Genomic DNA, 15,158 nt, shown 5'->3' with positions numbered 1-15,158 from the left:
TCAAATCCTTGCTCCGATTCCTATTTCGATGGCTTCGGCACGACCACCGTGGGCTTTGAGTGCGACTCCGCCAAAAAACTTTTTGTGCACGTAATACTTCATCCCGACGCGCTGGTACATGTCGATCTCGTACTTGAACGGCTTGTAGACGTAATAACCGAGTTGGGTTTCTACCGAAAGCCTGTTGATGAACAACTCGTGCCCTACGAAAACACCGATCCTCTTATAATCGGTATTCGGGTCGAGATACGGCCTGTCGGGATAAGCCACAGACGAATATCGGATAAATTCCTTGAGATACATCGAAAAGAACACGTCGGTACCGAGTTGGAGCGCGCTTTTGCGTCCTATGCGTTTATCGACGGCCAATCCTATGTGATAGAACGGATATTGGCCGCTGTTCGTAATCGGGCTTTCGCTTATGCCCGTTCGAAAATACAAACTGTAACGCAACGGTTCCCTGTATGATTTTCTCGGAAGCGTGTCACCCGTGCGGTATTCGGGCTGCTTTTCGTCGAGGTTGTAATTGATTCCGACGTTGGCTGCATACGTATTGATGCCGCTGTTAGGCGATTTGATGCGGCCGTTCGAGAAATGCGTGAACATCAATCCGGCCTGGATGCCGAAACGACCGACGATATTTTCCTTTTTGAAATTGAGAAGGAACAGGTTGCTGCTCATCAGGCGCGAGCCGAAAGCGTTGTTCTTGAAATTCGTCTGCTTGTCATATGGATGCGTCGCAAACCCGATTCCTTGCGAAATCCTAAATTGCAAATGACGCTTCAGAAAATAAAAATTGTAATGCAACGCTAACGCATACGCCTCGCCCAGATGGATGTTCTTGAAATCCTGATATTGGAACGACATGCCGTAATCTGGATAATTGTAGGCTTGCTGCCATTCTTTTTCCCCGAACGTCTGGCGGTTTATCGAGATGAGCATGCCTTCGGGATGCCCAGTGATCAGATGCGTGATGTCGTTGGTGTGTTTGTAGATGTTGCCACGGAAATACGAAACCTCGACGTTCGTGGTTTCTTTGGGCAGATCGAGCTTGGATTTCTGGATCGAATCGGCCGCGACCGTCAAATCCTGGGCCGAAACCAAGCAGGAAAAAAGCAAGAACAAGCCGAAATAGATGCGATTCATTGGGTTGGGAAAGCGCAAATATATATAAAGTGCTTGAGTGCTGACGTGCTGAAGTGCTAAAGTTCCCATGAATCGGATTTGAAACTTGACATACTTTAGAACGCCCAGACTTAAGTACTTGAGCACTTCAGCGTTTAAAATACCGCGCGCGCAATCGCCTTGATATTCTCGGCCTTTCCCATCGAATAATAATGCAGTACAGGAATCCCGGCCTTGATCAGTTCGCGGCTTTGCTCGATACACCATTCGATGCCGATCTGTTTGATCGCGTCGTTGTCTTTCGCCTTCACGACCGCCATGATCAAATCGTCGGGCAGATCGACCGAAAAGCGATGCGGAATCTGGTTGAGCTGTTTTTTGGTCGCGATCGGTTTCAAACCCGGAATGATCGGAACCGTGATACCGTTTGCGCGGCATTTGTCGACGAAATCGAAAAACTTCTTGTTGTCGAAGAACATCTGTGTGACGATATAATCGGCTCCATTCTTGATTTTTTGCTTGAGGAAATAAATGTCCGAATCGAGACTCGGCGCTTCCATGTGTTTTTCGGGATAAGCCGCCACTCCGATACAAAAATTCGTCGTGTTCACGTTCTTGAGATCGCTATCGAGATAAATCCCGCTGTTCAGGTTCGAAATTTGGGAAACGAGCTCAGACGCATAATGATGGCCTTCGTTTTCGGCTTTGAAATATATTTCCGACTTGATCGCGTCTCCCCGCAAAGCCACCACATTTTCGATGCCGAGGAAGTCGAGGTCGATCAATAAGTTCTCCGTATCTTCTTTGGTAAAACCTCCGCAAAGCACGTGCGGCACGGCATCGACCTGATATTTGTTTTGGATCGCGGCGCAAATCCCAACCGTACCGGGGCGCTTTTTAACGACTTTCTTTTGCAGCAAACCGTTGTCGAGTTCCTTGAATTCGTATTCCTCGCGATGGTAAGTCACGTCTATGAACGGCGGATTGAATTCCATCAAAGGATCGATCCCGTCGAAAATAGATTGTATGTTCTGACCTTTCAATGGCGGCAAAATCTCAAAAGAGAAAAGGGTTTTGCCGTTGGCGTTTTGGATGTGTTCGGTTACTTTCATATGTAGCTTTGCCGTGAATTTTTGACACGAATGACACGAATATCACTAATCGTATAGGTGTAAAATCTTAACTTTTTAATTTATGACACGAAATCATTTGTGAAATTCGTGTCATTCGTGGCTTATCCATCCTCAATATTTTAGATTAAACCACTTGCAACTTGTCACGAAGCATTTGTGAGATTCGTGAGATTCGTGGCTAAATCAATCCGCGATGTTCGGGTTTAGCCATTTTGTCGCCTCGAGAACCGAGATTCCACGGCGTTTCGCATAATCCTCAACCTGATCTTCCTTAATTTTTCCAAGCCCGAAATACTTGCTCTCCGGATGCGCGAAATAGTAGCCGGACACGGACGAAGCCGGCCACATCGCCATGCTTTCGGTGAGCGTCACGCCTATCTCTTTTTCGACGTTGAGCAATTTCCATATCGTCGGTTTTTCAAGGTGGTCAGGACAAGCCGGATAACCCGGAGCCGGACGTATTCCTTTATATTCCTCGGCAATCAATTCTTCGTTCGACAATGTTTCGTCTGACGCATAACCCCAAATTTCCTTTCGGATTTTCTCGTGTAAATATTCGGCGAACGCTTCCGCAAAACGGTCGGCGAGCGCTTTGACCATGATCGAATTGTAATCGTCGTGGTCTTTTTCGAATTCGGCGGCCCATTCGTCTACGCCAAAACCTGTCGTCACGCAAAACGCTCCGAAATAGTCTTGCTTTCCGGATGATTTTGGAGCGATGAAATCGGACAAGGCCAGGTTCGGTGCGCCTTTCGTTTTCTGCGATTGTTGACGCAACGTGAGGAATTTGACGAGTTCATTTCCGTTTTCGTCCGAAACTTGAATATCGTCGTCATCGACCGTATTGGCGGGATAAATCCCATAGATTCCCGAGGCCGTCAATTTGTTTTCGGAAATGATGGTGTCGAGCATGTTCTTCGCATCCGCAAACAAATCGGCGGCCTCTTTTCCGACAATCTCATCGGTCAAGATCGCGGGATATTTGCCGTGCAATTCCCAAGTGCGGAAAAACGGCGTCCAGTCGATATAAGGAACGAGTTCGCCAATCGGGATCTCGATTTTTCGAGTTCCGATAAAGTTCGGCTTGACCGGAGAAAACTCGAGCTTCAATTTATTTTCGCGCGCTTGTGCGATCGTCAGGAAATCCTTTTCGCGACCACGGTTCAGGTAACCGTCGCGCAATTTGTCGTATTCCGATTTTAATGCAGACGAATATTCGATCTTGTCCTTTCCGAGCAAACTTCCCGCAACGGTCACGGCTCTCGACGCATCGTTCACGTGGACGACGGTTTCTTTGTATTCGGGTGCGATTTTTACCGCGGTATGGGCTCTCGAAGTCGTCGCACCGCCAATCATCATCGGGATTTTGATGCCGAGACGATCCATTTCTTTGGCGAGATAGACCATTTCGTCGAGCGATGGCGTGATCAATCCTGACAAACCAATGATGTCGACGTTTTCTTTTTGTGCCGCTTCGATGATTTTTTCCGGCGGAACCATCACTCCGAGATCGATGATTTCATAATTATTACAGCCAAGAACGACCGACACGATGTTTTTTCCGATGTCGTGCACGTCGCCTTTCACGGTCGCCATCAAAATTTTTCCGGCGGATTGCGATGTTCCGTCTTTCTCGGCTTCGATGAACGGAAGCAGATACGCCACGGCTTTTTTCATCACGCGGGCCGATTTTACGACTTGCGGAAGGAACATTTTCCCCGACCCGAACAAATCGCCGACGACGTTCATTCCCGCCATCAGATTATTTTCGATCACGTGTATCGGACGTTCCGATTGCTGGCGCGCTTCTTCGACATCGACCTCGATAAATTCGTCGATTCCTTTGACGAGAGCGTGAGTAAGACGTTCCTGCAAAGGCGCACTTCTCCATTCCTGTGCCGCTTTTTCGACGGTTTTGGATTCGCCTTTGAAGGTTTCGGCCAAGTCGAGAAGCCGTTCGGTCGCGTCGTCACGTCGGTCGAGCAAAACGTCTTCGACCGCTTCGAGCAAATCTTTGGGGATTTCGTCGTACACCTCGAGCATTTCAGGGTTTACGATGCCCATTGTCATGCCGTTTTGGATCGCATGATACAGGAAAGCGGAATGCATCGCTTCACGAACTTTATCGTTTCCGCGGAACGAGAACGAAACGTTGCTGACTCCGCCCGAAATATTGGCATACGGCAGGTTTTCGCGAATCCATTTGGTCGCACGGAAGAAATCGAGTGCGTTCAGACGGTGTTCTTCCATGCCCGTCGCGACCGGGAAAATATTCGGGTCGAAAATGATGTCTTCTGCCGGAAATCCGACTTTATCGACCAAAATATCGTACGATCTTTTACAGATTTCGATGCGTCTTTGGTAATTGTCTGCCTGCCCGACTTCGTCAAAAGCCATCACGATCACGGCCGCACCATAACGCTTGATTTTTTTGGCGTGGTCGATGAAAACGTCCTCGCCTTCCTTAAGCGAAATCGAGTTCACGACGCCTTTGCCCTGCACGACTTGCAGACCGGCTTCGATGATTTCCCATTTCGAGGAATCGATCATGACGGGAACGCGCGCAATATCCGGTTCGGCGGCAATCAAATTGAGGAATTTGGTCATGGCCGCGACGCCGTCGAGCATGCCTTCGTCCATGTTGATGTCGATGATCTGGGCGCCTCCTTCCACTTGTCCGCGTGCGATGTCGAGGGCTTCGTCGTATTGTTCGTCTTTGATCAGACGCAAAAATTTGCGCGAACCGGTCACGTTGGTGCGCTCGCCTACGTTGATGAAGTTGGTTTCGGGCGTAACGATCAGTGGTTCGAGACCGGAGAGTCGCAGGTATTTTTGTTGTTCTGGCATATTTTCTTAGCCACAGATGGCTTTTTCTTTGCCACAAATGACACGAATTTCACTAATCTTATTTGTATAATTCGTGACATTTGTGGCTCACTTTCATATCGTTTCTAAAATTTTTCGCGGCTTGTAATTCGCAGCGACTTCTGCAATCAATTTTATGTGTTCTGGCGTCGTGCCGCAGCAACCGCCGATGATGTTGACGAGATTTTCGTCGAGATAATCCTTGATCAACGCCTGCATTTCTTCAGGTGTTTGGTCGTATTGGCCGAAAGCGTTTGGTAAACCGGCGTTCGGGTGGGCCGAAATATTGAGGTTCGTGTTGTGTGCAAGACGTTTCAGATACGGGCGCAATTGATCGGCTCCGAGCGCGCAATTGAACCCGACCGAAAGCAACGGAATGTGCGAAATCGAAATCAAGAACGCTTCGACGGTTTGGCCCGAAAGCGTTCTGCCTGAAGCATCGGTGATCGTTCCCGAAACCATCACAGGAATGTCGAGATTGCGCTCGTCTTTTACTTCTTCGATCGCGAACAAAGCGGCCTTCGCATTCAAAGTATCGAAAATCGTTTCTACGAGAAGAATGTCGCAACCGCCATCAATCAAAGCTTCGACCTGTTCTTTATAGGCGATTCTGAGTTCGTTGAACGTAATGGCGCGGAAACCCGGATCGTTTACGTCTGGAGACAAACTCGCCGTTCTGTTCGTCGGACCGATCGAACCTGCCACGAAACGTGGTCTATCAGGATTTTGGGCCGTGAATTCGTCGGCGGCTTCGCGTGCGAGTTTTGCCGATTCGAAATTGAGTTCATAGACGAGATCTTCCATGTGGTAGTCCGCCATTCCGATTGTCGTGCCTGAGAACGTGTTGGTTTCTACGATGTCTGCACCCGCCGCGAAATATTGGCGGTGCACGTCTTTGATCGCTTCGGGCTGCGTCAAAGTCAGCAAATCGTTATTGCCTTTTAACGGATGTGGGAAATCCTTGAAACGTTCGCCCCGGTAGTCTTCTTCGCTGAAATTGTAGCGCTGCAACATGGTTCCCATCGCGCCGTCGAGCACGAGGATCCGCTTTTGGATGGCTTCTTGTATTTTGGACATAGTCTTTTGTTTTTGGCCACGAATGGCACGAATATCACTAATCAAAATAGAAGTGAAATTTGTGTCACTTGTGGCTGAATCAGCACGAAATACGAAAACACACGTCGTGCGACTAAAACATAAAAACCGTTATTGAAAGGGTGGGAATTTCTCGAGTTATCTGTCCGGGAAAACGTCCGGTAGAATGTAGCACCTTCTTAAGATTAAGGGTTGCTAAGGCTTCGTCGGGTCTAGTCCCTCGGCCTTTCGTGATAACGGCATGATGTAAATGAACGCTGCAAAGTAACGGCATTTCTGCGACGATTGCAACACGAAAAACGATAAAATGTTTTACCGCGTAATTTCCTACACGATTGTAATATTCCGCAATCGGTTGCGTTCTGGTTGGACCTAATCAATACGTTATGAAAAAGTATGTTTTCGGGCTTGCGTTTTGGCTTGCCTTTGTTTCGGTTTCGTGTAGCAGTGACGATTCGAATTCCCAAACTGAGGATCCGTTCTTCAACATCAATGTCGGAAGTAAATGGGTTTATCGCAATTATTACAGCTGGAATGACACGCCACAAGCTTTCGCAGAAGGCGCACTCGACACCGTAGCCATCACAGGAACGCAGGTCGTGCAGGGATTGACTTTCGCTGTCAAAACGGTCCGACAAGGCGGAAATACTATCCGGGAAACTTTAGTTCGAGTGAACAACCAAGGGCATTTGGTCGAGATTTGGCCAAGCGATACGCTCGAAACCGTCACCGAAACTACAGGCCTCGTTTTACATCCTGGAACGGACAGCAATTACAGCTATACCTATCCTGCAATTCTTGTTTCGGACATCGGCGACATCGTCAATCAACTAGTACCGCCCGCTACAATCACCGTCGAAAACAACGATTACTTCGCCTATTTCTTTCAAGGAACTTTTACTCCAAACGTCGAAGGTCCTGAATTTTTCACTAAAACTTTTGGCGACCATTACGCGCCGGGAATCGGCATGATAAAATCGGTCAACAAGGCAATTTCTGGAACCGGAACCTACGAAAGGCGTTTGATTTCTTACGATTTGCAATAGACCGACGCGGGCGCTGTTGAAAAAATCGGATTCAGGATTCGCGAAAGCTGGTCGTATTCGATCAAAAAAGCATCGTGCCCATGGACCGAACGGATTTCGTGATACGATATGTTTTGTTTGAATGGACGCAGTTCCGAAACGTCGATCCTGTTTTCTTCTGCCAAATAAAACTGATCCGAATCGACGGAAACAATCGTAATTTGAGCCGAAATCCGGGATGCGACATCTATAAAGTTTCCGCAGTTTCGAGTGATGTCTACGGTTTTCAAAAGATGGTTCATCAATTTATACGACGCCAATCTGAAACGGTTCTGGAGTTTATGGCCATGTGAAAAAAGCCAGTTTTCGATTTCGTAACGATTTTCGGATTTTTCGCGGTTGAACCGTAGCGTCAGCGATTGTGGCGTGCGATATAACAACATCGCGTGAAGTCTCGCATCGTGGATCGGTTCGTCGGAATTATTGAGAATTTGATCCTGGACAAGCACATTGGCGATGACCCAATCGGTGGCTTTCCAATCGGATGCGATCGGAATAAGATGTTCGAGAGCATTTGGTCGGAGCGCTGCCATTTCCCAGGCGATTCCGCCGCCAAGGCTTCCGCCGATGATCGCGAAAAGATGGTCGACTTCGAGTCGTTGCAAACCTTTCCAGAAGATTTGGGCGATGTCGCGAGCGGTGAAGTCTTTGTAATTTTCGATCAGGTTTTCGGGATTTTGGTCGTATCCGTTTCCGGGAACGTTGAACGCGATTACGGTGAAATGATTTGTATCGATCGTTTTTTCTTTTCCGATAAGATTTTGCCACCAGCCGTTTTTTCCTGAAACCGTCGAGTTTCCGGTAAGTGCGTGATTTACGAGAACGATCGGCGCGGTTCCCATTTCGGGCCCGAAAGTTTCGTAGAACAGGTTCAGGTTTAGGGTTTTTCCTGATTCGAGTGCGTGGTTGGCTATATGGAGTTTGTGGAGATTTTCCATGAGGTGATCTGATTTTGACAATCATTAAAAACCGTCCGCCACCAAAGCTTTGGACGGTTTAAAAACAAACCAAACAAAAACAAGTTTTTACGTCTGCCGACGCTATTTTTAGCCACGAATTTCATGGATAGCATTACGAAAGCATTTGTGAAATTCGTGACATTAGTGGCCGCTTATATTTTTTGAGACGCTTTGATCGTTTCGAAAACAGCTTTCAAATCGGCCTTCAGATCTTCGATGTCCTCAAGCCCAACCGAAAGTCGGATCAGGTCTTTTGTCACGCCAGTCGCCAATTGCTCATCGTCCGACAACTGTTGGTGCGTCGTACTTGCCGGATGGATGATCAGCGATTTCGTATCTCCGATGTTTGCCAAAAGCGAGAACAACTTGGTTTCGCTCGCTACTTTTTTTGCGGCTTCGAACCCACCTTTAAGACCGAACGTCACGATTCCCGATTGGCCTTCGGGCAAGTATTTGTTGGCGAGTTCCCTAAATTTCGACGTTGGCAATCCGGGATAATTCACCCATGCGACTTCTTCTCGTTTTTCGAGCCAAAGCGCGAGCTTCAACGCATTGTCGCTGTGTTTCTTGATTCGGATGTCGAGCGTTTCCAAACCTTGGATCGTTTGAAAAGCGTTGAACGGACTCAATGCAGCCCCGAAATCGCGCAAGCCTTCAATACGGACTTTGGCGATGAACGCAGCCGGACCGAGCACTTCGTGGTACACCAATCCGTGGTAACCCGGAGAAGGTTCGGTGAATTCGGGGAATTTCCCGTTCGACCAATCGAATTTTCCGGCGTCGATGATCACGCCTCCGAGCGACGTGCCGTTACCCGAAATGTATTTGGTAAGCGAATGGATGACAATGTCCGCTCCGTGATCGATCGGATTCAGCAAATAAGGCGTGGCGACCGTATTGTCTACGATAAATGGTACTTTGAACGCTTTGGCTTGTTGTGAAATCGCATCGAGATCAAGCACGTCGAGTTTTGGGTTTCCAAGGCTTTCGGCAAAAAAAACACGTGTATTTTCCTTTGCGGCTTTGGTAAAGTTTTCAGGATCGGAAGGATCGACGAACGTAGTCGTAATGCCGAGTCGCGGCAAGGTTACGCTTAACAGATTGTACGTTCCGCCGTAAAGAGAATTCGACGCGACGACGTGATCGCCCGAACGCAACAAAACGAGTAAAGCAGTCGTCAATGCCGCCGTGCCTGAAGAAGTCACGACCGCTCCTATTCCGCCTTCGAGCGCGGCAAGTCGTTGTTCGAGCACGTCATTTGTCGGGTTGTTGAGCCTTGTGTAGATGAAACCCGGTTCGGCCAATCCGAAAAGGTTCGCGGCGTGATCGGCGTCGTTGAAGACGTAAGAGGTCGTTTGATAAATCGGCACGGCGCGTGTCCCGGCATTTTTGGTTACGTCGTGGCCTGCGTGAAGTGCGTTGGTGGAAAATTTTTGTGTGCTCATGGTTTCAGAATTTAGAATTTGTGAAATGTGATTTGTGAGGTGCAATGCTTTGGATTTTCAGATTGACAGATTTTCATATTGATGGAATTTTGCGGCTCCGGAGTTTCGGGATGGAATTCCCATAAATGAAAAAAGCCCCTTTGGATGGCTTACCAAAAGGGCTTCGAAATACACAAATTATAACAGATTATGTCGTTCGCATGCGGCAATGGTGCGCCTGTCCGGATTTCGGAGGACAACAACACATATTTTTAGACATTACCCGCATCTTTAATTTTTTATTTTTTGATTGTTTATTTTTTTATTCTTCGGATGTCTGAAGACGATTGGAATTTTGGTTTTGGAATTTCAAAAAAAAACCTCCCGTTTTGCGGGAGGCATTTCTATACTGAACATTCACTTTCAGCCAATAGTATATCCCGCGGAATTTCCGGTTTTACAGATACACATATGACAAATCGTGAATTGCATTTCTTTGTTTTTTCGTTCTCACAAACTTCTAAAGTATTTTTTTATCTGCCAAATTAAATTTACGATTTTAACAGAAAACGTTATCGATATGCACCATTACTACTACGTAATATATCTTTTTTCACTGTCTGATTTCTAACGCATTCAAGCATATGACACCCGTTTGAACAATTTGCATTTTTTTGCATTTCTTACTGCATCGATTTCCTATATTTGCAGCCGAAAAAGAGGAAAAATTTGACTGATTGCAACCTCATTAAAAAATGCTAAAGCAGATTTTTCTCCTTTAGCGCACGGCCGCAATCTTCCTCCTAACTATCTAAATTAAAAGATTATGGCTTATTTCTTTACGTCGGAGTCTGTGAGTGAAGGACATCCAGACAAGGTTGCCGACCAGATTTCGGACGCGCTCATCGATAACTTTTTGGCATTCGACCCAGAGTCTAAAGTGGCTTGTGAAACGCTTGTGACAACTGGTCAGGTCGTTCTTGCCGGTGAAGTGAAGTCAAAAACATATCTCGATGTACAACAGATTGCGCGCGACGTGATCAAGAAAATCGGATATACGAAAAGCGAATATATGTTCGAGGCGAATTCGTGCGGGATTTTGTCGGCAATCCACGAACAATCCAGCGACATCAACCAAGGCGTTGACCGCGCGAGCAAAGAAGACCAAGGCGCAGGCGATCAGGGAATGATGTTCGGATACGCGACCAACGAAACCGACGATTACATGCCGTTGGCGCTCGATTTGTCGCACAAATTACTTCAGGAACTCGCTGCTTTGAGACGTGAGAACGACGCTATCAAATACCTTCGTCCCGACGCCAAATCACAGGTTACACTTGAATACGACGACAACAACAAGCCGGCGCGTATTGATGCTATCGTAATTTCTACGCAGCACGACGATTTCGCCGAAGAGGCCGAAATGCTTGCGAAAATCAAGAAAGATATCATCGACATACTGATTCCGAGAATCATCGCGAAGTATCCGAAATATGCGCATTTGTTCAATGACAGCATCCATTATCACATCAACCCTACCGGTAAATTCGTGATCGGCGGACCGCACGGCGATACCGGTTTGACAGGACGCAAAATCATCGTTGATACGTATGGTGGAAAAGGTGCTCACGGAGGCGGTGCTTTCTCTGGAAAAGACCCATCAAAAGTAGACCGTTCGGCTGCTTACGCTACGCGTCACATCGCCAAAAACCTTGTGGCTGCGGGTGTTGCAGATGAAATTTTGGTTCAGGTTTCATACGCTATCGGGGTTGCGAAACCGATGGGGATTTTCGTCGAAACCTACGGAACGTCGAAAGTGAATCTGTCCGATGGGGAAATCGCGAAAAAAGTCGAGAATATTTTCGATATGCGCCCTTATTTCATTGAGCAACGTTTGAAACTCAGAAACCCGATTTACAGCGAAACTGCGGCATACGGCCACATGGGACGTAAACCGGAAACGGTTTCCAAGACGTTCAAAAACCCTTACGGTGATGAAAAAACCGTTTCTGTCGAGTTGTTTACTTGGGAGAAGTTGGATTTTGTTGATAAGGTAAAGGCTGAATTTGGATTGTAAAATCTAAATTGTTTGAGATATAAACCGCGACTTTGATCGCGGTTTTTTTTATGCTTCGGCGCAAGCTGCGCTGGAAGGTTTCGCTTGCCAGCTGGGCTTTCTTTTGTCTGGCAACAAAAGAAACAATCCCGAAGCATCGGGAGCCTTAAGCGCGACCGCGAAGGCGACCTGACATTGCCTTGCTTCGAAGGACGTTTGATTTCGACGAAGGAGAAATCTGGAAAGACTTCCGTCAAAGACATACAACAGACTCTCTTAGGAGGATTTTTGGCGCAGCTTGCAAGCCAAAAATCAATAAACACTTCCTATTAGTCGCGGCGTCATTAAATTGGCGTCAAGAAAAACGGCTCAGGATGCCGCAAAAAATGAAATACTGTCTGAGCGCAGCGAAATCGAAGATTCACGAATACCTTAAAAAACAATATTAGCGCGTGAGTAGTTTATTTCATTTGCGCAGCCGTGCCGGTTTTTAGCCAATTTGTGCGCTGCCTTGATTTTTTGCTTCTTTTGCATCAAGGCAAAAGAAGACCCGCTGGCAAGCGAAACAATACACAACAAAAAAGCGAAACACCGTTTCGCTTCTTAAATTCCAAATAGAAATTAAATCAAAGATTATACTTCATACTAAAAACCACATACCGTGGCTGCACGAAATACTGCGAATTCGTCACGCGGAACTGGTCGAAACTGTTGTCGTTTAGTGAAGTCGTATTCAACAAATTCGTCGCGGCGAGCTTATATTCCCATTTGCTGTCTTTCTTTTGGTAAATAAGGCTTGCCGTAAGGAAATCGTACTCGTTGTTGACCTTGTTCGCGTTGTCTTTGTTGTAATAATGGTAAAATTCGTATTCGGCCACGAACGAGAACGCCTTGAGAAAATAATAATCGAGTCGTACGAACGGTTGATCGGTGTAAAAAGTCTGGTCGTTGTAATCGTTGATCGTATAATTGTAGCCGATCTCGATGTTCGGTATTTTACGGAAATTGGTCGAAGCACTCAAACGATACGTTTGCGTAAAACTTTCCGTAGTGCGTCTTTGCTCGTCCAAAGTGCCGTTACCCGAATCCGGGACAAGCACGATGTTGTTGAATTTCGACCAGTTCATCGAAGCCGTAAATTGGGCTTTGTAATATTTGAGGAACGAACGCCCGTAACTTCCCATTCCCGATAGCGTCTCGTCGGCAAAACGCGAATTGAAAGGCGTGTTGCTTTGGTTCACACCGTCAAAAAACGCTTGATTCTTGACCGCATCGGTACGTCTGGTGTAAGTGATGTTTCCGAAAATGTTCTCGAAATTGAACATGTTGTATCTGAAATAACGCAACGAATGCACCTGCGAAGTCGCGTTTTCCAACGCGCGGTTCCCTCTGAACAAACTGTTGTAATTCGAGAAAACGTAACCTTCGGCAAGCTGGTTGATGTCGGTAAAATCGTTCGTAAGAGAGAAATTATACGTAAGCGTCTCCGACTTCCTGATTTGCCACAACGCATAAAAATCGGGCAAAAATTTAAAGAAGTCGCGTTTGAAACCGCTATCGTTCTGCTCATTGTCCATCATATAAGTGTGTACGCTGAATCCCGGATTGATCGTGAATTGCCCGAACAACAATTTGTAATGCAACCCCACGAAAGCGTCGTTGAACGTATAATTCACATCGTTCTTGTTCTCGTGCGAATCGAGCGTATTGACCGTTTCGTTATCGAGCATTTGGTAAATGCGTGAATCGAAATTCTGGTGCGAATACGTGTCGCCAAGCGTGATGTTGATGTTGCTCTTCGGCGTCAACATGTAGTAATAATCGACCTTCGTGTCAAATTTGTTGGTCTTCACGAAACGTTGCTGATTGATGTCGTTGCGCAATTGACCCGAAACATAATCGGTCAAATTGAACGGCTGGGTCGCGAGATTGGCATTGTAGAACGGATCTTCGTTTTGATACAGGTGCTGCATTTCCACGGCAAAAACGTTCTTGTCGTTGAGCGTGTAATACAAACTTAAATTCTGGTTGAACGAAATCGGATCCTGCTCTTTTTTCGTAAAGATATTCTCGGTGGTCGAAGCACCGTTCACGACCGATTCACGAAGCAAATTGTTGCTCTCGTCCTGTTTCGACGTCTTTAGCAAAGCATCGTAGTCGAACTGGAAATTCGCGTTCGGCTTGTACGACGAACTTAATTTGAACAATCCGAAACTGCTTTTCTGGCGTGCGTTTTCCTCGCGGTTTTCCTGAGTGTCTTCTTCCAGATAATCGGTTTGGGAAGTGGTCTGCATGTCGGTTTTCGATCGCGAAAGGATTCCGAATCCGCTTATCGTCCAGCTTTTCGACGGATTGTAAGCGAAGTTGGCCGCTCCGAAGTCAGTGTCGATTTCCTTGGCGCGATTGTTCCGCAACATCGAAATCCCCAAATCGTTGGACGAGACGTTGAAATTCGTGCCGCCTTTGCGCATCATCGAACGGAATCCGCCCGTCATCTTGAAATAATCCTGTATCGTAAGCGGAAGCTCCCCGATGTTATTGAAATTCGTGATCAAGTTCACGCTGTATTTCGGGCTGTAATAGAACAATTTCGGATTGACCAAAAAACGGCTTTCCTCATGTCCGACGCCCGTTCCCGCAGTCAGATCGCCAAACCAGAAATTCTTCTTGCCTTCTTTGAGCTTGATGTTCATGGCCACGCTTTCCTCGTTGTTTTCAAGCCCTTTGAGCTGGCTGACTTCGTTGAAATTGCGCAACACCTGGACTTTGTCTATCGCATCTGCCGGGATGTTCTTCACACCGAGTTTGGTGTCGCCGTCGAAGAAATCCTTGCCTTCGACCATAAGTTTCTGTACTTTTTTGCCTTCGACCTCGACTTCTCCGTCGGCATTGACTTCGACTCCGGGCAATTTTTTGAGTACGTCCTCGAGTTTGCGTTCGGTTCCGGTCTTGAACGAATCGGCGTTGTATGAAATCGTGTCGCCGCTTATGGAAACCGGCATTTCGCGTACGATTTCAACGGCATCGAGCTCGATTCCGCCGGCTTCCATCGTGATTTTCTGCGTCATGTTCTCGGTTGTGGTCGTTACGCTGATTTCTTTGTTGGCCATTCCGAGATAACTCACCTTGATCGTGTACGCGGTAGAAGGTTTGAGATTGAGCACGAAACGTCCTTTGTCGTTCGTGATCGCATAAGCGTCCATGCCTTTCGTGGCGACGTTCACGGCCATCACGTTGGCCATTTCGAGTGGCTTGCCGTCGTTGTCGACGATGTTGCCGTCCATGCGTATGTTTTGGGAAAAAGCCGAAACGGACACAAGCCCGAATAGGCAAAGAATAAAATTCCTCATGTGTGTTGGATTGAAAAAGCCACGAATCGCACGATCACACAAGTCATAATTTGTGCAATTCGTGTC

The 15,158-nt window shown here is 47.0% G+C and carries 9 protein-coding genes and 1 riboswitch; of the genes, 2 read left to right on the top strand and 7 right to left on the bottom strand.

The features are described 5' to 3' along the window. From HZF10_RS16885 to HZF10_RS16870, 4 genes are all read right to left on the bottom strand, one after another. Positions 1-1,146: an acyloxyacyl hydrolase gene (locus HZF10_RS16885; RefSeq protein ID WP_176007415.1), complete on the bottom strand. Its 1,146-nt coding sequence runs from the start codon at positions 1,144-1,146 to the stop codon at positions 1-3. A 134-nt stretch (positions 1,147-1,280) separates the two neighbouring features. After that, positions 1,281-2,237: a methylenetetrahydrofolate reductase [NAD(P)H] gene (gene metF / locus HZF10_RS16880; RefSeq protein ID WP_176007414.1), complete on the bottom strand. Its 957-nt coding sequence runs from the start codon at positions 2,235-2,237 to the stop codon at positions 1,281-1,283. 204 nt (positions 2,238-2,441) lie between these two features. Further along, complete coding sequence (gene metH, locus HZF10_RS16875; RefSeq protein ID WP_176007413.1) at positions 2,442-5,105, bottom strand: methionine synthase; 2,664 nt, start codon at positions 5,103-5,105, stop codon at positions 2,442-2,444. A 93-nt stretch (positions 5,106-5,198) separates the two neighbouring features. Continuing rightward, positions 5,199-6,200: a homocysteine S-methyltransferase family protein gene (locus tag HZF10_RS16870; protein WP_176007412.1), complete on the bottom strand. Its 1,002-nt coding sequence runs from the start codon at positions 6,198-6,200 to the stop codon at positions 5,199-5,201. Between the two features lie 153 nt (positions 6,201-6,353). Then, positions 6,354-6,458: riboswitch (SAM riboswitch) on the bottom strand. Positions 6,459-6,604: 146 nt separating this feature from the next. Between HZF10_RS16870 and HZF10_RS16865 the strand changes: the two genes are divergently transcribed. Then, positions 6,605-7,264, top strand: a complete 660-nt coding sequence (locus tag HZF10_RS16865) for a hypothetical protein (protein WP_176007411.1) — start codon at positions 6,605-6,607, stop codon at positions 7,262-7,264. Here the strand turns inward: HZF10_RS16865 and HZF10_RS16860 are convergent. Then, positions 7,249-8,241 carry an alpha/beta fold hydrolase gene (locus tag HZF10_RS16860; protein WP_176007410.1) on the bottom strand — a complete coding sequence of 331 codons (993 nt, stop codon included), beginning with the start codon at positions 8,239-8,241 and terminating at the stop codon, positions 7,249-7,251. The two genes, HZF10_RS16865 and HZF10_RS16860, sit on opposite strands and share 16 nt — an antisense overlap. A gap of 173 nt (positions 8,242-8,414) precedes the next feature. Next, entirely contained in the window at positions 8,415-9,707 is a 1,293-nt protein-coding gene (locus HZF10_RS16855) for an O-acetylhomoserine aminocarboxypropyltransferase/cysteine synthase family protein (protein WP_176007409.1), read from the bottom strand. 805 nt (positions 9,708-10,512) lie between these two features. Between HZF10_RS16855 and metK the strand changes: the two genes are divergently transcribed. After that, on the top strand, positions 10,513-11,763 hold the full coding sequence (metK, locus tag HZF10_RS16850) for a methionine adenosyltransferase (RefSeq protein WP_176007408.1): 1,251 nt from the start codon (positions 10,513-10,515) through the stop codon (positions 11,761-11,763). 605 nt (positions 11,764-12,368) lie between these two features. Here the strand turns inward: metK and HZF10_RS16845 are convergent. Next, positions 12,369-15,092 carry a carboxypeptidase-like regulatory domain-containing protein gene (locus tag HZF10_RS16845; RefSeq protein WP_176007407.1) on the bottom strand — a complete coding sequence of 908 codons (2,724 nt, stop codon included), beginning with the start codon at positions 15,090-15,092 and terminating at the stop codon, positions 12,369-12,371. Positions 15,093-15,158 lie beyond the last annotated feature (66 nt).

Source organism: Flavobacterium agri, from assembly GCF_013401995.1.
In the GTDB taxonomy this organism is placed as follows: Bacteria; Bacteroidota; Bacteroidia; order Flavobacteriales; family Flavobacteriaceae; genus Flavobacterium; species Flavobacterium agri.
Note: the sequence above shows the minus strand (reverse complement) of the source record. Positions and strands in the feature narration are given on the sequence as shown.

Excerpts from the sequence above, each read along its gene's own strand:
- HZF10_RS16885 (WP_176007415.1), bottom strand. The coding sequence starts at position 1,146 with ATGAATCGCATCTATTTCGGCTTGTTCTTGCTTTTTTCCTGCTTGGTT.
- metH (WP_176007413.1), bottom strand. The coding sequence starts at position 5,105 with ATGCCAGAACAACAAAAATACCTGCGACTCTCCGGTCTCGAACCACTG.
- metK (WP_176007408.1), top strand. The coding sequence starts at position 10,513 with ATGGCTTATTTCTTTACGTCGGAGTCTGTGAGTGAAGGACATCCAGAC.
- HZF10_RS16860 (WP_176007410.1), bottom strand. The coding sequence starts at position 8,241 with ATGGAAAATCTCCACAAACTCCATATAGCCAACCACGCACTCGAATCA.
- HZF10_RS16865 (WP_176007411.1), top strand. The coding sequence starts at position 6,605 with ATGAAAAAGTATGTTTTCGGGCTTGCGTTTTGGCTTGCCTTTGTTTCG.
- HZF10_RS16845 (WP_176007407.1), bottom strand. The coding sequence starts at position 15,092 with ATGAGGAATTTTATTCTTTGCCTATTCGGGCTTGTGTCCGTTTCGGCT.
- HZF10_RS16870 (WP_176007412.1), bottom strand. The coding sequence starts at position 6,200 with ATGTCCAAAATACAAGAAGCCATCCAAAAGCGGATCCTCGTGCTCGAC.
- HZF10_RS16855 (WP_176007409.1), bottom strand. The coding sequence starts at position 9,707 with ATGAGCACACAAAAATTTTCCACCAACGCACTTCACGCAGGCCACGAC.
- metF (WP_176007414.1), bottom strand. The coding sequence starts at position 2,237 with ATGAAAGTAACCGAACACATCCAAAACGCCAACGGCAAAACCCTTTTC.